General features: G+C 53.3%; 27 protein-coding genes and 1 pseudogene. 12 read left to right on the forward strand and 16 right to left on the reverse strand.

From position 1 onward, the window contains the following. Positions 1 to 157 precede the first annotated feature (157 nt). A pseudogene (locus ACFQ14_RS00135) lies at positions 158 to 331 on the reverse strand (Lon-like protease helical domain-containing protein); the annotation flags it as partial. Between ACFQ14_RS00135 and ACFQ14_RS00140 the strand changes: the two are divergent. Then, entirely contained in the window at positions 302 to 424 is a 123-nt protein-coding gene (locus tag ACFQ14_RS00140; RefSeq protein WP_377211339.1) for a hypothetical protein, read from the forward strand. The pseudogene ACFQ14_RS00135 and the gene ACFQ14_RS00140 overlap by 30 nt on opposite strands. Before the next feature lie 198 nt (positions 425 to 622). On the opposite strand, the gene ACFQ14_RS00145 is transcribed toward ACFQ14_RS00140, so the two are convergent. The 4 genes from ACFQ14_RS00145 to ACFQ14_RS00160 all read right to left on the reverse strand — a co-directional run bounded on the left by ACFQ14_RS00145 (position 623) and on the right by ACFQ14_RS00160 (position 2968). Continuing rightward, a complete protein-coding gene (locus ACFQ14_RS00145; RefSeq protein WP_377210669.1) occupies positions 623 to 1057 on the reverse strand; it encodes a DUF6691 family protein in 435 nt (144 codons plus the stop codon). 7 nt (positions 1058 to 1064) lie between these two features. Then, positions 1065 to 1493: a YeeE/YedE family protein gene (locus ACFQ14_RS00150; protein ID WP_377210670.1), complete on the reverse strand. Its 429-nt coding sequence runs from the start codon at positions 1491 to 1493 to the stop codon at positions 1065 to 1067. Between the two features lie 10 nt (positions 1494 to 1503). Next, positions 1504 to 2382 carry an MBL fold metallo-hydrolase gene (locus ACFQ14_RS00155; RefSeq protein WP_377210671.1) on the reverse strand — a complete coding sequence of 293 codons (879 nt, stop codon included), beginning with the start codon at positions 2380 to 2382 and terminating at the stop codon, positions 1504 to 1506. A gap of 109 nt (positions 2383 to 2491) precedes the next feature. Further along, the gene (locus tag ACFQ14_RS00160) at positions 2492 to 2968 is read right to left on the reverse strand and encodes a carbonic anhydrase (RefSeq protein WP_377210672.1); all 477 of its coding nucleotides are present in this window, start codon (positions 2966 to 2968) and stop codon (positions 2492 to 2494) included. A 143-nt stretch (positions 2969 to 3111) separates the two neighbouring features. Between ACFQ14_RS00160 and ACFQ14_RS00165 the strand changes: the two genes are divergently transcribed. From ACFQ14_RS00165 to ACFQ14_RS00185, 5 genes are all read left to right on the forward strand, one after another. After that, on the forward strand, positions 3112 to 4884 hold the full coding sequence (locus ACFQ14_RS00165; RefSeq protein WP_377210673.1) for a SulP family inorganic anion transporter: 1773 nt from the start codon (positions 3112 to 3114) through the stop codon (positions 4882 to 4884). A gap of 67 nt (positions 4885 to 4951) precedes the next feature. Next, a complete protein-coding gene (locus tag ACFQ14_RS00170) occupies positions 4952 to 5332 on the forward strand; it encodes a rhodanese-like domain-containing protein (RefSeq protein WP_377210674.1) in 381 nt (126 codons plus the stop codon). Positions 5333 to 5347: 15 nt separating this feature from the next. Beyond that, entirely contained in the window at positions 5348 to 6592 is a 1245-nt protein-coding gene (locus ACFQ14_RS00175) for an APC family permease (RefSeq protein WP_377210675.1), read from the forward strand. 102 nt (positions 6593 to 6694) lie between these two features. Beyond that, positions 6695 to 6937, forward strand: coding sequence for a hypothetical protein (locus ACFQ14_RS00180; RefSeq protein ID WP_377210676.1), 243 nt, complete (start codon positions 6695 to 6697; stop codon positions 6935 to 6937). Then, positions 6934 to 7416 carry a hypothetical protein gene (locus tag ACFQ14_RS00185; protein ID WP_377210677.1) on the forward strand — a complete coding sequence of 161 codons (483 nt, stop codon included), beginning with the start codon at positions 6934 to 6936 and terminating at the stop codon, positions 7414 to 7416. Before ACFQ14_RS00180 ends, ACFQ14_RS00185 begins: the two co-directional genes overlap by 4 nt. Here ACFQ14_RS00185 and ACFQ14_RS00190 read toward each other — a convergent pair. From ACFQ14_RS00190 to ACFQ14_RS00200, 3 genes are all read right to left on the reverse strand, one after another. After that, positions 7399 to 9666, reverse strand: coding sequence for a hybrid sensor histidine kinase/response regulator (locus tag ACFQ14_RS00190; protein WP_377210678.1), 2268 nt, complete (start codon positions 9664 to 9666; stop codon positions 7399 to 7401). The two genes, ACFQ14_RS00185 and ACFQ14_RS00190, sit on opposite strands and share 18 nt — an antisense overlap. Positions 9667 to 9825: 159 nt before the next feature. Then, complete coding sequence (locus tag ACFQ14_RS00195) at positions 9826 to 10149, reverse strand: hypothetical protein (RefSeq protein ID WP_377210679.1); 324 nt, start codon at positions 10147 to 10149, stop codon at positions 9826 to 9828. Positions 10150 to 10286: 137 nt separating this feature from the next. Continuing rightward, positions 10287 to 11111 carry a universal stress protein gene (locus tag ACFQ14_RS00200; RefSeq protein WP_377210680.1) on the reverse strand — a complete coding sequence of 275 codons (825 nt, stop codon included), beginning with the start codon at positions 11109 to 11111 and terminating at the stop codon, positions 10287 to 10289. A gap of 141 nt (positions 11112 to 11252) precedes the next feature. Between ACFQ14_RS00200 and ACFQ14_RS00205 the strand changes: the two genes are divergently transcribed. Further along, entirely contained in the window at positions 11253 to 12437 is a 1185-nt protein-coding gene (locus tag ACFQ14_RS00205; protein WP_377210681.1) for a site-2 protease family protein, read from the forward strand. Beyond that, positions 12434 to 13021, forward strand: coding sequence for an NAD(P)H-dependent oxidoreductase (locus ACFQ14_RS00210; RefSeq protein WP_377210682.1), 588 nt, complete (start codon positions 12434 to 12436; stop codon positions 13019 to 13021). Before ACFQ14_RS00205 ends, ACFQ14_RS00210 begins: the two co-directional genes overlap by 4 nt. Before the next feature lie 4 nt (positions 13022 to 13025). On the opposite strand, the gene ACFQ14_RS00215 is transcribed toward ACFQ14_RS00210, so the two are convergent. The 4 genes from ACFQ14_RS00215 to ACFQ14_RS00230 form a co-directional block, all read right to left on the reverse strand. Continuing rightward, positions 13026 to 13223 carry a YgaP family membrane protein gene (locus ACFQ14_RS00215; RefSeq protein ID WP_377210683.1) on the reverse strand — a complete coding sequence of 66 codons (198 nt, stop codon included), beginning with the start codon at positions 13221 to 13223 and terminating at the stop codon, positions 13026 to 13028. Positions 13224 to 13309: 86 nt separating this feature from the next. Beyond that, positions 13310 to 14023 carry a VIT1/CCC1 transporter family protein gene (locus ACFQ14_RS00220; RefSeq protein ID WP_377210684.1) on the reverse strand — a complete coding sequence of 238 codons (714 nt, stop codon included), beginning with the start codon at positions 14021 to 14023 and terminating at the stop codon, positions 13310 to 13312. 147 nt (positions 14024 to 14170) lie between these two features. Then, a complete protein-coding gene (locus tag ACFQ14_RS00225) occupies positions 14171 to 14821 on the reverse strand; it encodes a BON domain-containing protein (protein WP_377210685.1) in 651 nt (216 codons plus the stop codon). Between the two features lie 87 nt (positions 14822 to 14908). Continuing rightward, complete coding sequence (locus tag ACFQ14_RS00230; RefSeq protein ID WP_377210686.1) at positions 14909 to 15649, reverse strand: response regulator; 741 nt, start codon at positions 15647 to 15649, stop codon at positions 14909 to 14911. Between the two features lie 123 nt (positions 15650 to 15772). On the opposite strand from ACFQ14_RS00230, the gene ACFQ14_RS00235 reads away from it, so the two are divergent. Beyond that, positions 15773 to 16462, forward strand: a complete 690-nt coding sequence (locus tag ACFQ14_RS00235) for a helix-turn-helix domain-containing protein (RefSeq protein ID WP_377210687.1) — start codon at positions 15773 to 15775, stop codon at positions 16460 to 16462. Positions 16463 to 16486: 24 nt separating this feature from the next. On the opposite strand, the gene ACFQ14_RS00240 is transcribed toward ACFQ14_RS00235, so the two are convergent. From ACFQ14_RS00240 to ACFQ14_RS00250, 3 genes are read right to left on the reverse strand one after another with little or no spacing between them, the layout of a single operon-like run. Further along, entirely contained in the window at positions 16487 to 17683 is a 1197-nt protein-coding gene (locus tag ACFQ14_RS00240; RefSeq protein ID WP_377210688.1) for an efflux RND transporter periplasmic adaptor subunit, read from the reverse strand. A 4-nt stretch (positions 17684 to 17687) separates the two neighbouring features. Then, complete coding sequence (locus tag ACFQ14_RS00245; protein WP_377210689.1) at positions 17688 to 20054, reverse strand: ABC transporter permease; 2367 nt, start codon at positions 20052 to 20054, stop codon at positions 17688 to 17690. After that, positions 20054 to 20761, reverse strand: a complete 708-nt coding sequence (locus tag ACFQ14_RS00250; protein WP_377210690.1) for an ABC transporter ATP-binding protein — start codon at positions 20759 to 20761, stop codon at positions 20054 to 20056. The genes ACFQ14_RS00245 and ACFQ14_RS00250 overlap by 1 nt, the downstream gene beginning before the upstream one ends. Positions 20762 to 20981: 220 nt before the next feature. Here ACFQ14_RS00250 and ACFQ14_RS00255 point away from each other — a divergent pair, with 220 nt between their 5' ends. From ACFQ14_RS00255 to ACFQ14_RS00265, 3 genes are read left to right on the forward strand one after another with little or no spacing between them, the layout of a single operon-like run. Continuing rightward, positions 20982 to 21389, forward strand: a complete 408-nt coding sequence (locus ACFQ14_RS00255; protein WP_377210691.1) for a BA14K family protein — start codon at positions 20982 to 20984, stop codon at positions 21387 to 21389. Between the two features lie 58 nt (positions 21390 to 21447). Beyond that, entirely contained in the window at positions 21448 to 23064 is a 1617-nt protein-coding gene (locus tag ACFQ14_RS00260; RefSeq protein WP_377210692.1) for an MBL fold metallo-hydrolase, read from the forward strand. Positions 23065 to 23109: 45 nt separating this feature from the next. After that, a complete protein-coding gene (locus ACFQ14_RS00265) occupies positions 23110 to 23433 on the forward strand; it encodes a c-type cytochrome (protein WP_377210693.1) in 324 nt (107 codons plus the stop codon). Between the two features lie 50 nt (positions 23434 to 23483). Here the strand turns inward: ACFQ14_RS00265 and ACFQ14_RS00270 are convergent, their stop codons facing one another. Next, entirely contained in the window at positions 23484 to 23933 is a 450-nt protein-coding gene (locus ACFQ14_RS00270; RefSeq protein WP_377210694.1) for a M23 family metallopeptidase, read from the reverse strand. Between the last annotated feature and the right edge of the window lie 351 nt (positions 23934 to 24284).

The raw sequence follows: 24284 nt of genomic DNA on the forward strand, positions 1-24284 counted from the left end.
CCACATTCTGCGCCTTCGCTTTCTCGTTCAACTCTGAGAATGCGTTCTCCTGCTTTTCCTCAAACTCAGAATTTAGCGCTCTGCGCCGATCTCGGTATTCATCAGAATTGAAAACATCAGGGATGGCTCGGCAGAGATCATCAATCAGTTCTTCCATCGCGGCGCGAAATGCTATCGCCTTACCCGCTGGCAATTTCATCGCGATCGGGTGGTGGGCTGAATCGAAGTTATGAACATACACCCAGTCGTCGGGCGCACTTTCTTGCGCGACCTTCTTTTCGAGATATGATTTGACGGCTGAATGACGGCCCGTTCCGCTTGGCCCCAACACGAACAGATTGTAACCGAAGTGATCGATCTCGGTGCCAAAGTGGAGTGCATCGAAAGCACGCTCTTGGCCAATCATCCCGCTCAACGGCGCTAAGTCGTCCGTTGTCTTGAAGGCAAGTTTCTTTGCGTCACAGTGTTTGCGCAACAGCGTGTGCTTTAACGGTGTGATCGTTTTCGATGGTCTTTTCTTTTTGGCGACAGCCATGGCATTGCTCGCACTGGATCAGATACTGCTGCAATGATGACGCTGCGAAATGCGCTCAACTTGATTTCGATCAAGCGGCCTTATTGTTCAAGCATAGACCCTGTTGCGTGCGATGAACTTGGCAAAACCGATACCGAAAAGCATGGCGAAAACAAACGTGGTGACACCGGTTCCACCAATCCCAAATGCGGCTAGAGCAGGTCCGGGGCAGAGGCCGCCGATACCCCATCCAGCTCCAAAAATGACAGCACCCGCAATGAGGGGGCTGTCCAATTGCGTCGACGTTGGCACCATCTGCTTGTCAGCGAGGACTGGTTCCTGATTTCCTAAAACAGCCTTGTAGCCAAGAAAAGTCACCCCAAGCGCGCTGGCCATTACGAGGGCGAGACTTGGATCCCAATCTCCGAATATATTGAAGAATGAAATGACCTTTGCCGGGTTGGACATGCCGGACACAAGCGCTCCAACACCGAAAAGCGCCCCGCAAAGAAAAGCTGCAAATCCAATTTTGATGGAATTCATGGCGTCCTCACATAAGGTGCTGTGTTACAAAAACGGTGACGATGGCAGTCGACATGAAAGTAACCACGGAGACAAATGATCGTTTGGAAAGCCGAGCCATGCCGCATACGCCGTGACCACTCGTGCAGCCGCTGCCCAGCGCCGCGCCAAAGCCAACAAGGACACCAGTTCCAGCCATTGTATAGATGTCTGCTGGTATCTGTATTTGAGGGATGTCCCCACTGAACAGCCAATAGATCACTGGAGCTATCACAATTCCAACGACGAACGGCACGCGCCAGTTTGCTTCGCTGCCTATGCTTGGGCTGAAGAACCCGCCGAGAATGCCACTGATGCCCATGATGCGCCCGAGCAGCACCATCGTCATCACGGCGGCTAAGCCGATCATTGAACCGCCGATGACCGCTGATACTGGCGTGAACTGCGTTGCTATCATGCCCGTTCTCCTAAAGCGCGTTGACCGGGATTTTCAGATACGTTTTGTGGTTGTCCTCTTCCGGTGGAAAATTGCCTGCTCGCATGTTCACTTGAATGGATGGCAGTATCAGCACCGGCATATCGAGCGTCTTATCGCGGGCTTCGCGCATGGCGATGAACTCCGAACGTGTTGTGCTATCCTTAACGTGAATGTTGGACGCTTTTTCTTCGGCCACAGTCGTTTCCCAAGCCGGTTCCCGTCCACCGGGCTGGTAATCATGGCACATGAACAAGCGTGTTTCGTCGGGCAGGGCATAAATCTTCTGAATCGAATCGTAGAGCGTCCCTGCGTCGCCACCGGGAAAATCACACCGCGCTGTGCCGTAGTCCGGCATAAAAAGAGTGTCTCCTACAAACGCGGCATCTCCGACGACGAAAGTGCAACAAGCTGGCGTATGACCCGGTGTATGCATTACGCGAGCCTTGAGGTTTCCAACTTCAAAGGTGTCGCCATCTTCAAAGAGATGGTCGAACTGGCTGCCATCATGAAGAAATCCCGCGCCCGCATTGAAGATGTCGCCAAAGACTTTTTGAACTGTCTTGATGTATGTCCCGATAGAAATTTCACCGCCAAGGTTTTCCTTCAAATAAGGCGCCGACGAGAGATGGTCTGCATGGGCGTGGGTCTCAATGATGCGCTCAACGGTCAGACTATTTTCCCGGACGTAGTCCAAAAGAATGTCCGCAGATTTCGTGCTGGTCCGGCCCGACTTGGAATCGTAGTCCAGAACCGGATCAATAATGATCGCTGCTTTGGTGGCTGGATCTGAAACCACGTACGAGACTGTATGCGTTGCAGGATCATAAAACCCTTTGACTGTTGGGGAGGCTGAAATGCTCTTTGTCATTTTCGAATTCCTTGTCACTCATATTTCAAGCTTGATGACTTGTGTCACTGTGATGGATAGACGGACTCGACGATGAGTTTTTGACTTTGATCAATCTGGGCGAGATCGACTACGCGCTAGCGTTGTTGCCAAACAGCGCTGATACTGATCCGTCGAGTTCCATGAACAGGGCCTCAACCACCAGATCCGGCTCGCGCTCAGCGGCCTCATCGATCAATTTCTGCATCCAGTGGCGATGAACTGCGAGCTCCTCTTCCGGGTCGTCGGCGCAATGAATATCAATGAGTCCTTTGCACGCGCCGCAGTCCCGATGGTCAATGACAATGAGCCTGCGAATGCCATGGAGTTCGCGCGCTAGGCGGACGTGTTCCCAGAAGGTTTGCCCCCACGCATTGCGCTTATACGTCAACGCGCCAATCGCTGCGCCTGCCAAAATGACTTGATCGTAACTGTCGCGCATCCCGCGAGCTTCCATGTAGCGGGTCACATCATCAACCAAACGGTAATCCATGCAATTCAGCACCAAGGCTTCTGCATGATGAGGCGACGACCCAATTTCGCTCTCTTGCTTGGTTTCTTCCGTCATTGGCTTGGCGCTCACACTGAAAAATTCTGTCGCGCTGACTCTAGATTTGCCGCCAGCTTTGCCTTTGACCTTAGTCAATTCAGATGGGCGAGTTCTGCCTATGACTTGTTTCATTCATTGAAATGTAATCGCAGGACAGCGCGATGAAACTTGGTCAGTCGTTAAAGTTCGTGTCGCAAATTGGGATTTTCGACTGGTTGCCGAAATACAAGCGGTCTGACTTGGCAGATGATGGTTTGGCGGGCTTGATTGTCGCCATCATGTTGGTGCCTCAGGGCATGGCATACGCGCTGCTCGCGGGCCTGCCACCGCAAGTGGGTCTTTACGCCAGTATCGTTCCTTTGATCCTCTATGGAGTATTCGGAAGCAGCCGCACCTTGGCCGTTGGTCCGGTTGCGATCGTCTCGCTGATGGTCGCCAGCGTGCTTGGTGATCTTGCCGATGTAGGAACAGTCGATATGGTGTCTGGCGCCCTCATCCTGGCATTCCTAAGCGGCGCGATGTTGCTCCTCATGGGCTTGGCACGTTTGGGCTTTCTGGTGAATTTTCTCAGTCACCCCGTTATCTCCGGCTTTTCGAGTGCGGCTGCGCTGGTGATCGGCATTTCGCAGCTGAAACATCTGTTGGGTTTTGACATTCCCCGCAGCCATCTCATCACGGAAACCTTTGCACACGCGTTCACCAATATCGCGCAATTGAACGTGCCGACTTTTGCGATAGCGATGCTTGCCTTAACGATTTTGCTGGTGTGGCGAAGCGGCCTGCCTTCCTTGTTGGCGCGAACGCCTCTACCCAAACCGGTTATGAATTCCATCGCCAAGGCCGGGCCATTGGTTTGTGTTGTGGTCACCATTTTGCTGGTTTGGGTGTTCGATCTTGGCGGACAATACGGTGTGAGCATTGTTGGCGAGGTGCCTTCAGGGCTTCCGCCACTGACGCTCCCTTCGTTTGAAGTTGATGTGATCTCCCAGCTTGTTCCTGCGGCTTTCCTGATATCTGTCGTTGGTTTTTTGGAGAGTGTTTCGGTTGCCAAAACACTGGCAAGCAAGAAGCGCCAGAAGGTTGATGCGAACCAAGAGCTAGTAGCGCTCGGCGCGGCAAATATCGGCGCTGCTTTTACCGGGGGTTATCCTGTAACGGGTGGATTTAGCCGTTCGTTGGTGAACTTTACTGCAGGAGCGGTAACGCCGCTTGCGTCGATTTTTACGGCAGGCCTGGTAGCGCTCAGCGTTGTTTTTCTAACGCCGCTGCTCTTTTTTCTGCCCAAAGCCACACTTGCGGCGATCATTATGGTGGCGGTCAGCAGCCTGATCGATTTGAAAGCTGTACGAACCGCGTGGACTTACAACAAAGCTGATGCCGGGTCGCTGCTGGTGACCTTCGGTGCAGTGCTTCTGTTGGGGGTCGAGGCTGGCATTGTGGCGGGTGCTATTTTGTCCATCGCGCTGTACCTCTGGCGCACGAGCCGACCCCACGTTGCGGTGGTCGGACGTGTTGGAAAGACAGAGCATTTCAGAAACGAATTGCGCCACGAGGTGCAAACTTATCCATCGCTTTTGGCCGTTCGCGTGGACGAGAGTCTGTATTTTGCCAATGCAGCATTTTTGGAAGCGCGACTGTTGGCGGACGTCGCGGATCATCCCGATGTCACAGATCTCGTTTTGATCATGAGTGCCGTGAACTTCATCGACGGTAGCGCTCTGGAAAGTCTTGAAAATCTAATTGAGCGGCTGCGTGATGCAGGGGTGACTTTGCATTTGGCAGAAGTGAAGGGGCCGGTGATGGACGGCCTTAACAAGGTGGACTTTGAGGCCAAACTTCAACCGGGCCGCGTCTTTCTGTCGACGCACGAGGCTCACAGATTGCTGCTGGGTGCTGATGAGATTGGTGACGTTTCCATGAAACTCCCTGCTTGATTCAGGTCAATTGGTGCGGCTTGTCTCTCGATAGCATGCCGGCACAATCCAAAAGGAGACAAGGTCCATGCTGAAAATGGGATTCAAAGCGCTGCTGGCGCAGGCAAATGCCGAGATCAATACGATTTCCGTAAGCGACTTCGACTATCTTGAAGATTCGCCCGACACGGTGGTTGTCGATGTGCGAGATTCTTTTGAGCGCGAAACTGAGGGCGCTATCCCGGGTTCCATTCATGCGCCACGAGGAATGCTGGAGTTTCATGCCGATCCGGAATCTCCTGCTTATTTATCAGCGCTCTATCCCGAAGCGCGTGTCATTCTGTATTGCGGCACTGGCGGTCGATCCGCATTGGCTGCCAAGACTCTTTCTGACATGGGCTATGCGGAAGTCTCCTCACTTGCTGGAGGTTTCGCAGCTTGGAAAGCTGCTAACAAAAAGACGATTTAGAGCGGGGATTAAGGCATGTCCGCTTTTCGCACAGACAAAGCTATAAATTCGGTGGGTCTGCAGCGAACGCTCTCGTTGCCTTACGTTATTTTATACGGCTTAGGGGTCACGGTCGGCGCGGGCATCTATGTCCTGGTCGGTGAGGTTATCTCCCGTTCCGGCCAACATGCACCGGTGTCGTTCATCATCGCTGGGCTGGTCATGCTTTTGCCTGCGGCTGCTTTTGCTGAGCTCACAGGCCGAATGCCTTATGCTGCCGCTGAAGCTCACTTTGTGGGCACAGGCTTTAATTCTTCCAAGCTGTTCCTGTTGGTGGGCCTTGCTGTAGCAGCGGTTGGGCTTATCTCCTCCGCCGCCATCGCACACGGTGCCGTTGGCTATATTTCCCAATTGGTTGGATGGCCGCTTTGGGCTCTTTTGATTTTGGTTATTCTTGCAACCGGCTTGGTTTCGGGAGTCGAGATCCGCAACTCCATCGCCATGGCCGGGCTGCTCACCCTGATAGAGGTGGGTGGGCTTCTCGCAATTGTCGTAGGATCAATGTGGAGCGGCAATGATTTGGTGGAGCAAGCGGTGAAAGCTGTTCCCACATCTCTATCGCCAACGCTTTGGAGCGGGATTGCCGCCTCCAGTCTGCTGGCATTCTTCGCCTTCATCGGTTTTGAGGACATCGATTCCATCGCCGAAGAAACCGTGAACCCGCAAAAAACCCTGTCGCGGGGGATTTTCATCACGCTCTTTGCCAGCATCGCTATCTACATCGCCGTTATCTTGGCTTCCTTGGCAGCCGTTCCGGTAGAAGAAATTGCAGGCAACCGTGCCCCCCTCACAATCGTGTTTTCCAAGACCACGCCCTTCTCGCCGCTCATCATCACGTTAATTGCCATCGTCGCCACGGTGAACGGCATCATTGTTCAGTTGATTATGTCCGCCCGCGTCATCTACGGCTTGGCCAATCGCGGCTCTCTGCCATCCGTTCTGGCCAAGATCAGTCCCATGACGCGCACGCCGTTGATATCAACGGGTGTCTCGGTTGCCATTGTTCTAAGCCTTGCCCTGGCTTTCCCGATAGATCGCTTGGCCGAATGGACTTCGGCGATCACGCTGGCGATTTTCATGTTGGTTTGTGCAGCACTGATCCGCATCAAGAAGGGAGGTGAACCCGCGCCGGAGGGAACCTTCATCGTGCCCGTTTGGGTGCCCTATGGGGGCATTGTCGCTTGCGCCGCACTGCTGATAGCGGGCCTCTGGGCCGGGTAGTCGGACAGGCTAAGCATTTTCAACCCGGTTGAGCGAAATCAATTTCTGAATTCCCCATTGCTCCACACTGTAAATCAAGTTGGACCAACAAGGAGGATGCACATGAACCATTTTGACACATTCGGATTTGGTTACGGCCACGGGTTTGGCCTCAGCTACGGCCTGCTATGGATGCTGCTGTTGAGTGTCATCATCATTGTCCCGATCTGGAGAATAGTGAGCAGGGCTGGTCTTCATCCCTTGCTGAGCCTTCTAATCCTCATTCCATTCGTGAATTTGCTCTTCCTGTATTATCTCGCCTTTGCACCATGGAAGCGGTCGTCCGATCAGAGTGCTGCGATATGAGCGGATCTGGAAACAGGGATGCGGATCTCAAGGTCGGCATCAGGGAATATATCGGACCGGTGCGTTGGCAGATCGTCAAGACGCTGCCCTTTATCTATTCGCTCATCATTCCAATCGTGTTGCTTGACCTATTCGTCTCACTCTATCACGCCGTGTGCTTTCCGGCCTTTGGAATCGCTAAAATCCGTCGGGCGGATTTCCTTGTGTTTGACCGGCATAAGCTCGCCTACCTCAATGCGCTTGAAAAGCTGAACTGCCTCTACTGCGCTTATGCCAATGGCGTGATCGCCTATGCGGGCGAAGTTGCATCGCTAACAGAAAAGCGTTGGTGCCCCATCAAGCATGATGAGCCTGTGAAGGGCAGGGATGATTGCTATCAAGAGTTTCCAGAATATGGAGACGGTCAAGAGTATCGGGAACGCTTCCGACCCGATCAGGAACCGTCGATTGGACCGAAGGCGTCACTCAAAGATGTCTGAAAGCGTCTCTGCCAATTCCTGGATCGAATAGGGTTTATGAAGCCACTTCGTTCCATGGTTTGGAATGATGCCATCTTCTGCATATCCTGATGCGATTAGCTTCTTGATCGCGGGATAATCGCTGGCAACAATCTCCAGTAGATCACCGCCCGTCATCCCGCCCGGCATAATCATATCCGTAAACACCAGATCGATATCATCGCGGACCCGCAAAATATCGAGCGCCTGTTGGCCAGACGTGGCCTCAACCGCAATGTAGCCGAGAGCAATAAGGCGCTTGAGCGTAACGCGCCGAACGCGCTCGTCATCTTCAACCAGAAGAATGGTCTTTGTTGTTTGTGCCGTCGGTGCATATTTGACAGTGGTTTCTGACGTCTGGCCGCCCGACGATTTGTCGACGGGCAGATAGAAGCTGATGGCTGTGCCGTAGCCTTCCTCACTGTAGATCTCGATGAAACCGCCCGACTGCAGTGCAAAACCATGCACCATGCTGAGGCCCAATCCTGTGCCAAGACCAACGGGCTTCGTCGTAAAGAACGGCTCAAGGACACGGTCTCGAACCTCCGACGTCATGCCGGTTCCCGTGTCGCGAACCGATACGCGTACATAGTCCCCCGCGTTAGCGTCGCCACGCTCCATTGCGGCATCTTGATCCAAGTGCACATTCGAGGTTTCGAAGATCAATTCGCCGCCGTTAGGCATGGCGTCGCGCGCATTGATGGCTAGGTTCAGCAGCGCGCTATTGGTCTGGGTCACGTCGATCAGGACTGGGTTGATCGGTTTCTCAAACATGGTGCTGACAAGAATGTCTTCCCCCAAAGTGCGCTGCAACATGTCCATCATGTCGCCAATCAGCGTGTTCAAATCCACTATCTGAGGGGCCAAAGGTTGCTGCCGTGCGAAGGCTAGCAATTGTTTCGTTAGAGTAGCGCCGTGTTGGGCTGCGATTGTGGCATCTTCTACCAGCTCACGTTTGTCAGGGTCGTCTTCAAGCATATCCGCTAGAAGTTCATTATTGGCGATGATGACGGTCAAGAGGTTGTTGAAGTCATGCGCGATGCCGCCGGTCAGTTGGCCGATCGCAACCATCTTGTGCGCTTGGCGTGACCGCTGCTCGCGTTTCTCGCGTTCGGTGATATCTTGGACAACCGCAAGGTAAAGCGGAGGATCCTCGTCCCGCATCAGCTGAAGATGAACCTCGACAGGATAGGTGCTGCCGTCCTTGCGCAATTGCTTTGTCTTGAACACCAGTAGCTCAGTCGTTCTTTCGCGCAGGGGCGCAATCAATTTCCGGAAAGAGCTCTCGTCATATTCTGGCTTCACATCCACTGGTGTCATTTGGCGAAATTCGCCGCTGGAATAGCCCATGTTTTGGCGCGCACCGTGGTTGACCTGAACGAAGCGCAAATCTTCAAAGCCAAAAACGTAGATTTCGTGCAGGGATCGGTCGAGAATCGCACCAACGCGGCCGCTGAGCGTCTGGGCGTCAACCAACTCCGAAATGTCCTGAATGACGCTGGTAAAAAGCCGGCGCCCCTCAACACGCATTTCGCTAATTGCCAAATTGATCGGAAAGACTGTCCCGTCTTTCTTCCGGGCTTCCAGCCGTCGCCCAATACCGATGATGCGCTTCTCGCCCGTCCGCTTATAGCGATCCATGTATGAATCGTGCTGGTTGGCGTGTTCGGAAGGCATTAGCATTTCGACATTGCGATCAATCACCTCGGCTTCATCATAGCCAAAGAGCGCTTCGGCAGCTTTGCTGAAGGATCGAACCAGCCCGTCTTCGTCGATTGTGATGATCGCGTCTGGCACTGCATCAATAATGGAACTGAGGCGTGCGCCTGCGGCTGCGGTGTGCGTGATGTCGCGTGCGGCACCTCGATAACCCGCAAATTGGCCGTCATCATCGAAGATGGCTTTTGCGCTGTTGCAAAGGACCCGACGTTCACCATCGTCCCGTATGATGGTCATGGCGTGGTCGCGCCAGTCTTCATGCGCCTTCAGCGCACGCAGCTGAGACTGCCACTGTTGTTCCTCTTCAGGAATTACACGGCTTCCATGAGCTTCCCAAGGCGTAGTTCCCAACACTTCGCTGATGGAAGTGCCGACGATTTTTTCGAAGTTTGGCGATAAATAGGTGAAGCGCAGATCGGCGTCCAATTCGAAAAACCAATCGGATGCCGCATCTGCGAAGTCTTTCAATCGCTCGGAGTCTGAGACCAGATCCTTATCAGATTTCGAGCGCAATAATTCACCTCAGAAGCAATCCAGCCCAAACCAACCGAATGGCAAGAAGGCCTGTTTTCAGTCTTCAAACTCTAGCGGCATGAGGGAAATTCGCAAGCTGATGGAGAAGCGATGCCGATTGTTATGGTTTTCAGTATGGGGCCTTCTCGGCGTCAGCACTCAGCTTTGGTCACGACCCTCTATGGTTGCTTCGCAAGTTGCTACCCCGCAGGCCTCAACGGAAAACTCTTCGTCGTTGGCTTTCTTCGAGGCATCGAACGAACGACCATCTGCGCACATTACCCTGGCGGAGACAAACAGACCTTCAGATTGATTTCGTTCAACAATATTGAGGAAATAGGCAACCTCGCAATCGTGATTGAATTGCATATCGAAGCGCAGCTCTTCAAGCCACCCGGCGTCTGTCTGCTGGGCCATGGCAGCGTTGCAAATGAGCGATGTGGCGAGTGCGCAGCAGCATATCAAAGCGTGAAAGGATTTCATGGCGGGCTCCTTATAAGCTTCTGCAGCATTGCGGTATTTTGGCGAGATCAGGTTGATCAAGATCAATCGACGGGGCCCAATCCAAATTTTTGAATGACTGTCGTTCGTTGAAGACTGGTGCCGTGCTCCACTCACGTTCAGTGCGCCATTAGAATCGGAATATTTGCCTCTTTCAAAGTTGACCGTGTGGTTCCGCCAATCAGCCATTCCCGGAAACGCGAATGGCTGTAGCCACCCATGACTATAAGGTCTGCACCAATGTCACTGGCATGTTGCATCAAGACCGATGCGACGTCTCGGCTGCCACGGGGTATGCGATCCACCGACACAACGAGATGATTACGGGATAGGAAGGCAGCAACATCATCGCCGGGGTTTTCTCCGACTTTATACTCGTCGGGGTCCACCAAAACGACATGGGCCTTGGTCGCACCATCAATCCAATTCAAGCTGTGATGCATCGCCTTGGCACTCTCTGGCTCGCCGTTCCAAGCATACAGAACTGTGCCGATATCCTTTAGTGGTTTGCCCTTTTGCCCCAAAAACAACACGGGGCGACCGGAGCGCAGGAGCGCCCCGTTGAACGAGCGGCTCAGGGCGTCGTCGTTCAAGACGTTTCCATCCGGGAAAACTGTGGCGTCCGCGAGCATAGCATGGCCCAAGACTACGTTCTCGATCAGCGCCGCGTCACGACATTCCAGCATGACCGAATGTGAGAGATCGGTTTTGGCAAGCATGGTCTGCACTTCGCCAACACGAGCCTTTCCCTCGTTGATCAGCTCATCATTTGCGTCGTGAAAATAAACCGCTGGAACACCGGGGCTTGCCGCTACGGCTACATTTCTGATGACACCCAAGACGACAACATCCAGATGAGCGCCAAGTTCCTCGGCAAGCAATATCACCGGCTTCAGCGACCCAATAGGCTGCTCAATGTCATGAATGGTCAACAGCGTTTTCATAGTTAGTTTCCTCTCAAAGCGTTCAACGGGCTTTCAAGGAATCTGTCACACGAAGTGCGCTGACCGTTTGAGCAAGATCAATTGTTGACTGGCTGTCTGGGACAATACTGAACGGACCAACAGGTCTAACTGGGTGGAGAGATGTTCAAGAATGCAGTCAGCCTGTTTCAGTTCTCAGGCTTTAACATACGGATAGATCCAAGCTGGCTGCTGATCGCAGCGCTCATCATATGGAGTCTGTCTTCGTGGTATTTTCCGATTCAAATCCCGGGACAAACTCTATTCACTTATGTTGTGTTGTCAGTGGTTGCGATGCTGGGGCTTTACGCGTCTTTGCTGCTTCATGAGCTGTCGCACTCCTTCATGGCACGAAAGTTTGGTCTCAATGTTCACAACATCACGCTCTTCATATTTGGTGGCGTGGCGGAACTAGAAAGTGAGCCCAAGAGCCCGAAAGCGGAATTCTGGATAGCCATTGTCGGCCCCTTCACAAGCTTGATGCTTGCCGCAGCCTTTTCACTACCAAACCTGGTTTTCGGTCAGAGCGATTCTGCCACTCCGTTCTTGGTGATCACCAACTATCTGGTTCTGATCAATTTTGTCATTGCGGTTTTCAACATGTTGCCTGCATTCCCACTCGATGGCGGTCGGGTTTTCAGAGCGCTTTTGTGGCACATCAAGAAAGATCTGCTTTCTGCAACCAAATTGGCAAGCGCGGTCGGAAACGCCTTTGGGTTTTTGCTGATTGTTGCCGGTGTTTTGTCGATATTTTCCACCTCTTCTCTGGGCGGGCTGTGGCAAATCCTGATCGGTTTTTTCATCGTTCAGGCATCGCGCAGCAGCTACGAACAATTGCAGGTCGAGGCAACTCTAAAGGGGCTGACCGCAGGTTCGTTGATGAGCCGAGACGTTGTGACAGCACAGATTTCAGACACCATTAGGACGCTTGTTGACGACGTCATACTGCACAAAAACATAACATTTGTGCCGGTCCTAGAAGGCGAAGAACTGATTGGATATGTGACAGCAGGATTGGTCCAGAAGATCGATCAAGAACACTGGGACGCGACCCGCTTGAGCGACATTTATGTCGCCGCGGATGCGCTGAATACAATTCCACCGGACACAGCTGCCCCTCAGCTGCTGAAGGATATGGTGAAAAACAACCAGCGAAAATATCTGGTCGCTGATGGTGACAGTCTGCTCGGCGTGATTTCTCTAACAGACCTGATGGCATATCTCGCCGTCCGCAAAACGCTCAATTTGGAAGCTCCTGCTTCTAAAAAATCAGAACCGCGCAAGGCAACCAAGGAGGTTTTCTCATGAGCCGGATCGTCATTGTCCAAGGCCATCCCGATGGAAGCACCAAGCATTATTGTCACGCACTGGCAGAGGCGTACCAACGGGGTGCGGAGGATGGTGGTCACCATGTTGATGTCATTGATTTGGGCAAGACGGAAGTTTCAATCCTTCGGTCGAAAGTGGAATGGGAATCGGATGAGGACTTGCCGGAGTTCGTGGTCGACGCTCAGCGCCTGATCGAAAAATCCGACCATCTCGTCTTCATCTATCCGCTGTGGCTCGGATCCATGCCGGCTCTAGTGAAGGCGTGGATCGAGCAAGTGCTACGCGCATCTTTCGCATTCAGTATCGTGGCGAACGGCAAGGGCTGGGAAGCGAAGCTAGGAGGTCGAACGGCGCGGGTCGTGGTCACAATGGGAATGCCTGCGCTGGTTTATCGTCTCTTCTACTTCTCCCACAGTCTACGAAGCCTTGAGAGAAATATTCTGAAGTTCGCAGGGGTCAAACCCGTGCGATCGACAATCATTGGTTCAATTGAAAGCAAGGACGGCGGAGCCAGGAAAACGTGGCTTGAGAAAATGGAGGCTTGGGGGAGGGGTTGTCGCTGAAGAGTTATTTGGGATCCGCTGTTGAAATGCCAAAGATCCGATAGATTGCACACCAGCCCAGAAGACCGGTTGCCAAGAAAATAAGTCCGAACCAACCGAACACGGAATATGGCGAGCTGGGGAAGACAACCGCTGACGCAACCATAGCTAACCCAATAATGACGCGGACGATCCGCTCTCCCATGCTGATGTTGTTGGCCATGATCGCTCCTACCTAAAGCTGCCGACGGGGTTCATTGATCAAAAATTAGATGAAACGTTTGGATCACGCTTGATCGAGATCAAATGTCAGAGAAATTGCTCAACCCACTTTCCTGCCTGAAACGCGATTGTGGCGGCGAGCGCCCCGATTAGCAGCGTCTCCAAACCGGAGCGCCACCATGCGGCCAATGACCAGAAGCTCTTCATCATTCCGATGCCGAAAAACACCGCGCCGGCAGCCACAGCGGAGCTGAAAAAGGGATCATTCAGCCCAATCAGAAATGGCAGCAAAGGAACAATGCCACAGACCAGAAAGGCAACGAATGTCGCCAGCGCGGTCTTCCAAGGGCTAGCCTCAACTGTTGATCTCCCATACTCATCCGTCAGCATAATGTTGATCCATGAATCTTCGTCTTTGGTGATTTCTTCGACCGCTTGCTCCAACGCGACACCGCTTAGACCTTTCGAGGCGAGTATTTCGCGGACTTCTGCCTTCTCACCGTCCGGTACTTCTTTGATGTGCCGTTTCTCGATTGCCCGTATGCGCGCCGTGTCATCAGACTCAGCCTTGTTGCCCGAATAATTACCTACAGCCATCGAGAAACCGTCGGCCAGCACGTTGGCGATTCCCAAGATCAAAATCACATTCGTTTGCAGGCCAGCGCCTTGAACACCGGCGACTACGGCGAACGTCGTGACAGTCCCGTCGATACCGCCGTAGACGAAGTCTTTCAGAAGGCTTGCCTTGGGCGCAGTAGCTATACGGCTCTTGATTTCCTCCTCGGAGTGACCGTGTTCCAAATCATCAATCCTTTCTTTCCACCACCGATGTAGCGACGTTCTGGGAGCTTTTGATTGTCAGGGGAATGAAACGGGAAGCGGTCGATCCATTGAGGATCGACCGCTCCAACGATGACAGCATTTCAGGGGCGGATAATGCTGCCACCGCTAACCAACAGCCAGATGATCTATGACGTTTTTGACACCGGGAGCGGTCCAGGCCGCCCGTTCCGCGATTTCGCGCTCGTAGTAGGCTTTCACCTTGCCATCGAGCGTTACGGTGTCGCCGGAGACCGTGATGGAGACGTTTTTCGCTTCCAGTTCGGCATTGCGCTGGAGAGCATTCTCGATCATTTCTTTGACGTTCTCGGCGGTCGCTTTGGGTTTCAATCTAATGCGATTGGCTATACCGGTGACCGAACCGACGTGTTCCACCTGTTTCTCAATATGTTCGCGTTGGTGTTGGTGATCGACTTCGCCGGATAGCGTCACAAACCCGTTTTGGACGGTCGCGATGACGGAGCCATCGGGGATGGATACATTCCACTCCAACACGTGGGCGATGTGTTCGGCGATGTCGCTGTCGTCGTGCCGGTGCTCGGTTGGAATGTTGACTTCAATTTCATCGCCAATGGCTTTAACTCCACGCACTCTCTTGACTGCGTCAAGGGCGGCAAAGCGAGTGGCGTAGCTCGATACATGGCCCAGAAGGGTGACGGAACCATCTGCGACCGTGACACCGATATGGGCGTGATCAACTTTCGGATCCCACTGAAGTTCGTCCAGAACGAGGCGTTTCAGATCTGAATCTCTTATCATCTTACATCTCCCTTTTGAGTGCCCAGCCAAGTCTTGGCTAGCAAATCAGCGAAAATGATTTTTGACTTCGATCAATCGGATTGGTTTTCAGGATCGTTTTACAGCTGCTGCAAAGATGTACCCTGTCCCGCGCACTGTCTTGATTATTTTGGGATGTGAGGGGTCGCTCTCAATTTTTTTTCGCAACCGTGCCACTTGATTGTCGACCGTGCGGTCCAGAGGTGTCCACTCTTGGCCGTTCAGCTGATCCATAATCTGATCGCGTGAAAGAATGCGTTTGGGCGCGTTGAGAAACAACAAAAGCAGCTTGAAATCAGTAGTCGTTAGCTCGCATTCGCTGCCGTCAGGAGCAGTCAACAAAAAGGAGTCTGCATCGGCCGTCCAGCCGTCGAAGGAGTACAAATTCGCATGCGAAGCGGAGTTTATGTCCGCATCAACGTTTGTTGACCTCACGCGCGCTTGTCGGCGCAGCATGGAGCGAACGCGGGCTTGAAGTTCGCGGACATGAAACGGCTTGGAGATGTAGTCATCCGCCCCCATCTCCAGCCCGACAACCTTGTCGAGAACGTCGCTTTTGCCTGTCACCATGATGATAGGAACATCCGACTTTTCACGAATTCGTGCTGCGATATCCAGCCCGTTTTCAGCGCCTAGCTGCAAATCCAAGGTGACAAGATCAACTTCGTTTTCTGCCAATACAAGCAGTGCTTCCTCTGCATTGCTCGCTTCGATAATGCGATAGCCATCAACCTCTAGCGCTCGTCGCAGGACTTTGCGCACCTTTTCGTCGTCATCAATGACAAGGATGATACTCCGACGATCGACCACTGCTCCGCCTCATTCTCTCTTCGCGTACGCGAATTGATACAATTTGATACATAGGCGCGATACACGCGATACATGTAGGCGCTCAAATGGTTTCCAACGCAATCAGAAAAGTTGGAGATTGATATGTACGTGACGTCCCCAAATCATTATGTCGATTCGGACATTAGTCGAGTTAGCCGCGACTTTCTGGCATCCGAGGTCTTTGAGCGTGCCGCAATACGCTCCCTGCCGGAGGAAAGCCTGCTGTTTTGTGAAGGCGATGAAGCCGTACAGGTCTACGAAATTCTGGAGGGTGTCGTTAGAACCTCAAAAGTTCTTTGCGATGGACGCCGCCAGATCATATCGTTTGGCTACCCAGGTGATCTCGTCGGTATAAGTCATGATTGTCGCTATCACTACGACTGCGAAACGGTCAGCGAAGTGAAATTGCGCGCCCACCGCAAGAATGCCTGCAGCGCCAATTCTCAAACTGAGCCTGAATTCTGCAAGCTTTTGTTGAAGCACACCGCCTTCGAAATGAACTCAATGCAGGAGCATTTTCTGATGCTGGGCCGCAAATCGGCGCTGGAAAAGATATGTTCTTTCCTCGTCGTCTTGCTGGACAAGGTTGCTGTTGAAGAAAATGGATTAATGCGTTTTCAAGTGCCGATGTATCGCTCGGACATAGCCGATTTCTTGGGACTGACCATTGAAACGGTCAGTCGCACGATCACGAAATTGCGCAAGGACGGAGTGATTGATCTGCCAAAGCCCAACGAAATCATCGTTTGCCAGCCAGCCAAATTGCGGGCTCTAGCTGAGCGTAGCGAATAAGCGAGGTTGCTCGGCAAGAGCGCGTCATCGAGGCTCGATCATTGCGCCGTCCGTTAGCGCGTCATTGGGATAGAGAACGACGCGCTGACCATCCTCCAAGCCTTGCAAGACCTGTGCAGTCTCGTCCGTCATCTGTCCCAGTTCAATGAGCGTCAGCCTCGCCACGCCTTGATCGTCGACATAGGTTGCCCATTGGCCTGAGGAGCGGAACAAGGCACCGATGGGAACTTGTAGCACGTCGCTTTGTGACCAAACCACCAGATCGACCAACACACGATAGCCGTGCCCGAGACTTTCCGGTGGCGAGGGTAAATCGATCACGACGTTCACCCGCTGCTCTTCGATTCCCAGTGATGAGACTTTTGTGAAAGCGGCGGGATCAACTCTTTTGACGGTTCCGATCAAGACCGTATCGCCGCCCCAATCCGTCATTCGAACTTCGGTGCCGGGCTTTACCTTGGCTGCGTCGGCGGAAAGCAAATCCACAATAACTTCAAGATTCCTTGGGTTCCCGATTTCGGCAATCACCGACCCCGGAGAAACGGCTTGCTCGCTGCGGGCCATAACTTTCAAAACTACGCCATCGACAGGCGCTAGAAGCTGGATGCAGCAGTCTTGGCCACTTGGTGAGGTCGAGGTGGTTTGTGGTTGGCGTTGCCGCGCTCGCACGCTTTCCAGCTCTGCGACCCGCAGATTGATGGCGGCTTTTGCACTTTCGACTTGAGCCTTTTGCAACTCAAGAGCGTTGAATGCCTTCTCCAGTTGACTGAGTGGCAGCACCTTTTTCTTTGCCAGTTCCGCAGCGCGGTCGTACTCCGATTGATTCAGCTGGAGTGCCATCTTGGCGCGATTGTGCTCAACTTTTGCCAAGGCGACTGCAGACTGGGCGGCCTTTACGGCAGAACGCAGTTCTTCCTCGGTGCGCTGGTCCAGAAACGGTGGATCCAGCGGGTGGATGGATGCGACGACCGTTGTGTTTGCCAAAACTGCCTGGCCTTCATCCAGAATAATGCGATCCAAATGTCCCGCAATCGGCGCTGAAAGACTGTAGATGTCCTGCACCCGCGTTTGGCCTTCTTCTTTAATGGAAACGCGCATGTCAGCCCGCTCGACGATAGCCAGATCGACGCTGATGGGCCTTTCACGGATGGCTTCGTAAAAGCCTAAGCCTATGACGGCGACCACGACGGTAATGCCAGTTCTTTTCAGCCACGTTTGCATGGTTTCACTCCCGCGTTTTCAGAACACTGATGAGGTCAAGACGATCAATTCTGCGACGAACCACCAGCGCCGAGATCAGCGCGGAGGCGAAGACGACAAGGCTGGCGTAAGCATAGGTGTCGCTGTTGATCAGGAGAGGAATTCTGAACAGATCGCTGGAGAAGCCTTGAGTAACACTCCATGAAAAGCCGTAACCCAGTACCCATCCTATCGGTTGTGCGGCGAAGACCAGAATGGCGAGTTCAAGCATCAATACGCTGGAGACTTCAGGTCGCGTGAAACCGAAGACCCGCAGGCTCGCCAGTTCCCGGGCACGTTCTGACAGTTGAATGCGAGCGGAATTGTAGACGACTCCGAAGGCAATGATCACAGCGAGAAGCACGAATATCGTGGTCTGGGTGTAAATGTTTTGTTCAATCGTATTTTGAAACTGAATTCGCGATAAGTCGCGCAGTGCAACCCCAGCAATTTCTGGCGTGTTTTTGATTTCTCGATAGATCAACACTAGGTCTGCGCCGTCCAGGGTAACATGAGCACCGGAGATGCGAGGACCGTCGCGCAGCAATCGGTTCAGCCCCTCAAGACTTGTGTAGGCAGAAAGCCCGACCAGACCTTGAGACAGGCCGATAACGGGCAAAGCTACCTCGCGCCGCTCTTTGTCCAAAAGAGTGATCCGCGCAGTATCTCCGACGTTCAATTGCATGGTTTCAGCCAAGTACTCAGAGAGAATGATGCCGTTAGTCGGCAATCGATACGGTTCCATCTGCGGGTCCAGAATGCGAGACAGTTCAGTGGACTTTGGCAGTCCAAAAAGCGCCATTCGCTTGGAGCGGTTCTCGTGAGTCAGAATGATGGGAGTTTGTCGAAACGGTTCTGCGCGCAGAATTCCGGGCAGTTTCTTGATGCTGTAAATCGCTCTTGGTGCCGCATCGGCGGCAAGGAGGATCGTGGCATCCTGGCGATCCGCTCGAAAGAAAATCGTGTCGACCATTGAGTCGATTGCGTCATATGAGAATAGGGACGTGATCAGTAACGCCACTGACATGGATATACCGACAGTGGTCATCGCTGCTCGAATTGGGCGGCGCACCAAGTGTCTAAGGGCCATTATCGAAAGCTGGGAAAACAACCCCAACCTTTGCAATTGTCCGATCAAGAAGTTGCGGTAGTTTGCAGGGGCTGGTGGGCGCATCGCCACTGCGGGTGGCAAAACGACGATTGAATAAATTGCCTTTGCGCCACCCGCGAGCGCGGCGCCTATTGTTAGCCCGCCAGCAATGGCGAAGAGGTCCAAACTCTGTTTGAAAATCAGGAAGGGGAAGGAGAAAAAGGTTGCGTAAAGGCGCGTAAGCCCCCGGCCGACCCAGAGCCCAAAGCCACTTCCGATGACGATACCCACCAAAGCGATTACGATAATCAGCTTCGAGTAATGCCACCCGATGGCGAAGTTCGAATAGCCAATCGCTTTCAACAACCCCACTTGTTCGCGCTCCAGCGCCACCAGACGCGACAGGATCATGTTGACCAGATAGGCGGCTACACCCAGAAAAATCGGTGGGATGATTTTCGCCATCGCGCTGAGTTGCGTGAACTCAGAGTCCAGAAACGCATGGGATGTTTGCTCCTCTCGCGTGTAGGCGCCGGTTCCACCATAGGGAGCGAGAATTCGGTTGAGCCTTTCCACGACGTTATCCAGGTTGGCATCTCGAAGTGTAATGAGGTTCACATCGTTGAACGCGCTTTCCAGGTCAAACAGTGCGCTGAGCGCCTTCTGTGACATGAAGAAAATGCCATATCGCTTTTCATCCGGCACCATGTCCCCAGGGCCGATCGAATAGATGTGTTCCGGGGACAAGACCGTTCCTACGATGGTCAAGGATAGCCTCCGACCTCCCATAATCACGTCAAAGCCGTCGCCAATCTCAAAGTTGTGCGCCCTTGCGAAGGTCTCGATGACGGCCACTTCGTTTCTTCGAGCCGGTTCCGGCAATCGACCTTTGCGCAGGTAGAGCTTATTGACCCGCAAGGGGCGTGTATCGGGAATGGAGATTGCAATGCCAGAGGCTGGTTCTGTCTGCCCCAAAACGCTCAACAACACCGGCTTTACAATTCGCAACTCAATCGACGAGACGTCAGAAATCTCCTTGATTTCTCGTTCCAGATATCGCGGCGCGCGCACGACGGAGGCAAAGACGGTCGCAAACCGATAGCGGTCATAAAAGGCGCGCTGTGTCTCCTCCAGCGAGCGGTAGGCACCCACGGAAATGATGATTGTGCTGACACCGCACGCCATCACCAGCGCAACAGCCAGCGATTGCGCCCAAAGGCGCCTCAGGTCGCGCAACAGCTTTTTGTCGAGCGCAGAAATCATCACCAAACCACCTCCGCCGGTTTCACGCGCTGGTCATTGATCTCAACACGCTCGATCTTTCCGTCTTTGAAAAAACAGACACGGTGAGCGATTTCCTGAATGCCTGCATTGTGGGTGATAACGGCGGTGGACGTGCCGAGCTCTTCGTTGATGCGGGTCAACGCTTCCAGAACGATGATTCCGGTCTTGGAATCGAGAGCGCCTGTTGGTTCATCGCACAGAAGCACCTCCGGGCGCTTCGCGATGGCCCGGGCAATTGCGACCCTTTGCTGCTCGCCACCTGATAATTGCGCGGGAAAATGCGTGGCCCGGTTGTCCAGATCGACCATGGCGAGGGCTTCACCCGGCGTCATGGGATTGCGCGAAACTTCTGTCACGAGGGCCACGTTTTCCCAAGCGGTCAGGCTTGGGATCAGATTGTAAAACTGAAAGACGAAGCCAACATGATCGCGTCGATAGCGCGTAAGCTGTCGCTCGCTGAGTACGGTCAGTTCCTTGTCTTGATAATGAACGGTACCACTCGTGGCCTGATCTAACCCACCAATGATGTTCAGGAACGTCGACTTCCCGCTCCCGGATGGCCCCAGAAGTACCGCCATTTCGGACTCGTAGAGAGCCATTGTGACACCATCCAGCGCACGGACTTCGGTCTCGCCGCTCCCGTATATTTTGGTCAGGTCTCTGGTTTGAAAAACGGGCTGCGACATAGGCTAGCCCTTCAGCCTGAAGCCGACAGCAGCAACACTTGGCAATTGGCCAGCAGGGATGATCCACTTCGAAAACATCAGCCATCCTTTGGGCGTCGCAAACAGGTATTTGCACGCTAAAGGCTGGGCGCGAGGCTGAATTGACCTCAGTCAAATTCGTCTATGCTGGTTGAGCTAACCTTAGCGTTGAGTTTCAAAACTTAAACGAGAGGATAGCATGATGAGATGGCCTTCTAGAGCGGTGGCATCATTGTTGAGTGCTGCGCTAATCATCACAACACCGATGTCCGCGAACGCCTTCGCCATTAAGGCTGCGCCTATTGCAGCCAGTGGTGCTGGTGATGTTATCCAAGTGCAGCGCCGTCGGGGCGCGAGACGCTATAACCCGCGCAGGCGCTATAACCGCCGCCGTCGCCGCAACCGCGGAATCGCAGCCGGTATCATTGGCGGAATCATTCTGGGCGGCATCATCGCTGAATCACGGCGATCCAGATACAGACGGTCAGATCGTAGAGACCGCGACCATATCCGCTGGTGCTTCAATCGCTATCGTTCCTATCGAGCCTACGACAACACGTTCCAGCCGTATCGCGGACCGAGGCGCCCCTGCTACTCTCCTTACTATTGATCGACAGGCCGGGCGGTAGCGGCTGGTTTCAAATATCAACAAGAGAGGAACAGGCAGCATGGAAATTTCGCTGCGCTTTTGCGGTGCTGCCCAAACGGTCACTGGCTCGTGCTATTGGTTGAAAACACCGACTTGCAGCTTCTTGGTGGATTGCGGTCTGTTTCAAGGCCCAAAGACAGTCAAAAGCCTCAACTATGAGCCATTTCCGTTTGATGCTTCCAAGATTGATTTCGTGCTGCAAACCCATGCCCACATCGATCATTCCGGATTGCTGCCAAAACTCTCCAAAGCCGGTTTTAATGGCTCCATTCACGCGACTGCGGGAACCCGTGACCTGTTGACATTCATGCTGCCTGACAGCGGCTATATTCAGGAAATGGAGGTTGCAAACCTCAACCGCAGAAAGCGCCGACACGGCAAAAAGGACGTGGAGCCGATCTACACTCAACAGGATGCTGAAGCGGTGCTGCATCAGGTAAAGGCTGTCGAATATGAGAAATGGATCTCACCGGGGGAAGGGGTAAGGGCGCGCTTCTGGAACGCTGGTCATATTCTGGGCTCCGCCTCGATTGAAGTGGAAATCGAGACTGGCGACACCAATGACGGTAAGCCTTTGCGTTTGTTGTTTTCCGGTGATCTGGGGCCAGACAACAAACTGTTCCATCCTGACCCTGATGCGCCAACCAACTTCGACTATGTGATTTCCGAGGCCACCTATGGCGGCAAGGCAAGGATCAATCGAAATCCAAAAGAACGCCGCGACGAATTGGGGCAAATCGCTCGCCATGCGCTGGAAAATGGCGAAATGCTGCTCATTCCAATTTTCGCGGTCGAAAGAACCCAAGAACTCATCATGGATTTGCTGACCCTTCAGGAGGCGGGAGAGATACCGAAAAAACCAATCTTCCTGGATTCTCCGCTGGCCATTCGGGTCACGCGCGTCTTTGAAAAACATGCAGACGATCTGGAAGAACTGAGCGAGAGGCCGCAACTTTTGGCGAACCCGAACGTCTATCCCACGGAAACGGTTGAACAGAGCAAAGCGATTGACCGTGTTAAGGGTGGCGCCATCATTTTGGCCGCCAGCGGCATGTGCGATGCCGGGCGCATTCGCCATCACTTGAAAAAGTGGCTGTGGCAAAAAACGGCGACCGTACTCTTTGTCGGCTATCAAGTGCCGGGCACGCTGGGAAGTTTGCTTGTCGGCGGGGTGAAAATGGTCAAGATTCACGGCGAGGAAATTCGCGTTCAGGCCAAAATCGAAAATCTTGATATCTATTCCGGCCATGCCGACGGGGAAGAGCTCGTGAGTTGGGTGAATGAGAGAAAGCCCATCCATCGAGCAATTTTCCTCACGCATGGCGAGGAAGAATCAATTGAGGCCATGAAAACCAAATTGGTTGAGCGTGGCTTGGATGGTGAACGTATTTTGTGCCCGAAACTGGACGACGAAGTTGAGCTGTTGGGGGAGAAGAGGTTGCCACGCTTCCGTGAAGTGGAGCGCCGGCTACCACCAGAAACGCCTATCAAATACGATTGGCACAATGATCTTGCCCAATTTTCGTTTGATCTTCGCGAGGCATTCGAACAGGCGGCGGATGATAAGGCTCGCGCGAAGTTTATTCGCAAGTTGCGGCGTGCGTTGGAGTTGGACGCGACCGATGCGAACGATTGATCCTGATCAATTGCTTTGCCGGAAAAAGGGACTAGCGTTGTGCATATGAAACGATATCTGACACTGCTCGCTGCGCTTGCATTGACCCAAAGCCCAATGCAAGCGAAGGCGAATGAAATGATCGCTGCCGGTCAGGAAATACTGCAATCAAATTGTGCCCAGTGTCACGAGGTGACGTCGAAGGGCAAAAGCCCGCATCGTCAGGCTGTCGAGTTCAGGTATTTGTCGCGCAGCTATCCGGTGTCGCAGCTAGCAGAGGCGCTGGCAGAAGGTATCATGAGTGGCCATCCGGACATGCCAATGTTTGAGTTTGACTCTCAACAAGTCGAGCAGATCATCGCTTATCTGGAATCCATCCAGCAAAAATAGTTTTTCCTAAAGCTGCTATAACCAACGTCTATTGCACATTATTGATGCGGTCATCGCTCTACTGCGAACCTGTCATTGCGCACTAGGAAACGCCCCTCAATTGTAAAAAACAGCGGAGTGCCGGAAAGCGGGTTCTTTGCGGGCATTTCCCGTTGGACGTGGATATGCAGGTGCGGGGCAGCCGTGTTGCCGCTGTTCCCGACACGACCAAGGGTCTGGCCGACCGTAACGCTATCACCCTCTGTCACCGTCAAACTCCTCGGCGCTAAATGCGCCAGCAAAACATAAAAATCCCCGCACGCCAGAAGAACGGAATTTCCGGTCATGTTGTCTCGGTCCATCTTTGGCACCGGCATGTCAGGGACTCCTGAGCGTGTTAAAGCGACGCTTCCGCTGCACGGCGCTTTGACTTCTGTGCCATAGATGACGTGCCGTTGCGGCGCGACTGGCGAAATCCCTTCCGCTGTGCGGCCAAAACGATCCAATCCGACAATATCCACCGCGTAGCTCTGCCCCCGCAAAGAGCGTGCCAGTTCCGTGTCCCGAGTGAGGGTTAGAAAGTGAGCGTTTATCGTTTTGCTGTTTCCACCGCTAGTGACAAGAAAGTTCCCCGGTCCCAAAGGCATAGATAAGTCTATCAATGGGCTGGGTGGAGATCTCCCCTGAATAGCAGGCCAGAGAAAAGTGCAAATCGCTGCAATCGCTAACGTGCTCACAAGCACCTCGGTGCGCTTTACGATACGCCGAGTGCCCTCATTCTTTCGTTCAAGGGATTGATATGCGTAGACGACTCCAACGGCATGGACCGCCATGAGCAAGTACGGTGTCCACCACGGCGGGAACAGCCACAC

Source organism: Pseudahrensia aquimaris, assembly GCF_042676045.1.
Lineage (GTDB): Bacteria > Pseudomonadota > Alphaproteobacteria > Rhizobiales > Rhizobiaceae > Pseudahrensia > Pseudahrensia aquimaris.

What these genes read in the sequence shown, in the direction of transcription:
- ACFQ14_RS00140 (WP_377211339.1), top strand. Translation starts at nt 302, where the DNA reads ATGACGGCCCGTTCCGCTTGGCCCCAACACGAACAGATTGTAACCGAA.
- ACFQ14_RS00145 (WP_377210669.1), bottom strand. Translation starts at nt 1,057, where the DNA reads ATGAATTCCATCAAAATTGGATTTGCAGCTTTTCTTTGCGGGGCGCTT.
- ACFQ14_RS00150 (WP_377210670.1), bottom strand. Translation starts at nt 1,493, where the DNA reads ATGATAGCAACGCAGTTCACGCCAGTATCAGCGGTCATCGGCGGTTCA.
- ACFQ14_RS00155 (WP_377210671.1), bottom strand. Translation starts at nt 2,382, where the DNA reads ATGACAAAGAGCATTTCAGCCTCCCCAACAGTCAAAGGGTTTTATGAT.
- ACFQ14_RS00160 (WP_377210672.1), bottom strand. Translation starts at nt 2,968, where the DNA reads ATGACGGAAGAAACCAAGCAAGAGAGCGAAATTGGGTCGTCGCCTCAT.
- ACFQ14_RS00165 (WP_377210673.1), top strand. Translation starts at nt 3,112, where the DNA reads ATGAAACTTGGTCAGTCGTTAAAGTTCGTGTCGCAAATTGGGATTTTC.
- ACFQ14_RS00170 (WP_377210674.1), top strand. Translation starts at nt 4,952, where the DNA reads ATGCTGAAAATGGGATTCAAAGCGCTGCTGGCGCAGGCAAATGCCGAG.
- ACFQ14_RS00175 (WP_377210675.1), top strand. Translation starts at nt 5,348, where the DNA reads ATGTCCGCTTTTCGCACAGACAAAGCTATAAATTCGGTGGGTCTGCAG.
- ACFQ14_RS00180 (WP_377210676.1), top strand. Translation starts at nt 6,695, where the DNA reads ATGAACCATTTTGACACATTCGGATTTGGTTACGGCCACGGGTTTGGC.
- ACFQ14_RS00185 (WP_377210677.1), top strand. Translation starts at nt 6,934, where the DNA reads ATGAGCGGATCTGGAAACAGGGATGCGGATCTCAAGGTCGGCATCAGG.
- ACFQ14_RS00195 (WP_377210679.1), bottom strand. Translation starts at nt 10,149, where the DNA reads ATGAAATCCTTTCACGCTTTGATATGCTGCTGCGCACTCGCCACATCG.
- ACFQ14_RS00200 (WP_377210680.1), bottom strand. Translation starts at nt 11,111, where the DNA reads ATGAAAACGCTGTTGACCATTCATGACATTGAGCAGCCTATTGGGTCG.
- ACFQ14_RS00205 (WP_377210681.1), top strand. Translation starts at nt 11,253, where the DNA reads ATGTTCAAGAATGCAGTCAGCCTGTTTCAGTTCTCAGGCTTTAACATA.
- ACFQ14_RS00210 (WP_377210682.1), top strand. Translation starts at nt 12,434, where the DNA reads ATGAGCCGGATCGTCATTGTCCAAGGCCATCCCGATGGAAGCACCAAG.
- ACFQ14_RS00215 (WP_377210683.1), bottom strand. Translation starts at nt 13,223, where the DNA reads ATGGCCAACAACATCAGCATGGGAGAGCGGATCGTCCGCGTCATTATT.
- ACFQ14_RS00225 (WP_377210685.1), bottom strand. Translation starts at nt 14,821, where the DNA reads ATGATAAGAGATTCAGATCTGAAACGCCTCGTTCTGGACGAACTTCAG.
- ACFQ14_RS00235 (WP_377210687.1), top strand. Translation starts at nt 15,773, where the DNA reads ATGTACGTGACGTCCCCAAATCATTATGTCGATTCGGACATTAGTCGA.
- ACFQ14_RS00240 (WP_377210688.1), bottom strand. Translation starts at nt 17,683, where the DNA reads ATGCAAACGTGGCTGAAAAGAACTGGCATTACCGTCGTGGTCGCCGTC.
- ACFQ14_RS00245 (WP_377210689.1), bottom strand. Translation starts at nt 20,054, where the DNA reads ATGATTTCTGCGCTCGACAAAAAGCTGTTGCGCGACCTGAGGCGCCTT.
- ACFQ14_RS00250 (WP_377210690.1), bottom strand. Translation starts at nt 20,761, where the DNA reads ATGTCGCAGCCCGTTTTTCAAACCAGAGACCTGACCAAAATATACGGG.
- ACFQ14_RS00255 (WP_377210691.1), top strand. Translation starts at nt 20,982, where the DNA reads ATGAGATGGCCTTCTAGAGCGGTGGCATCATTGTTGAGTGCTGCGCTA.
- ACFQ14_RS00260 (WP_377210692.1), top strand. Translation starts at nt 21,448, where the DNA reads ATGGAAATTTCGCTGCGCTTTTGCGGTGCTGCCCAAACGGTCACTGGC.
- ACFQ14_RS00265 (WP_377210693.1), top strand. Translation starts at nt 23,110, where the DNA reads ATGAAACGATATCTGACACTGCTCGCTGCGCTTGCATTGACCCAAAGC.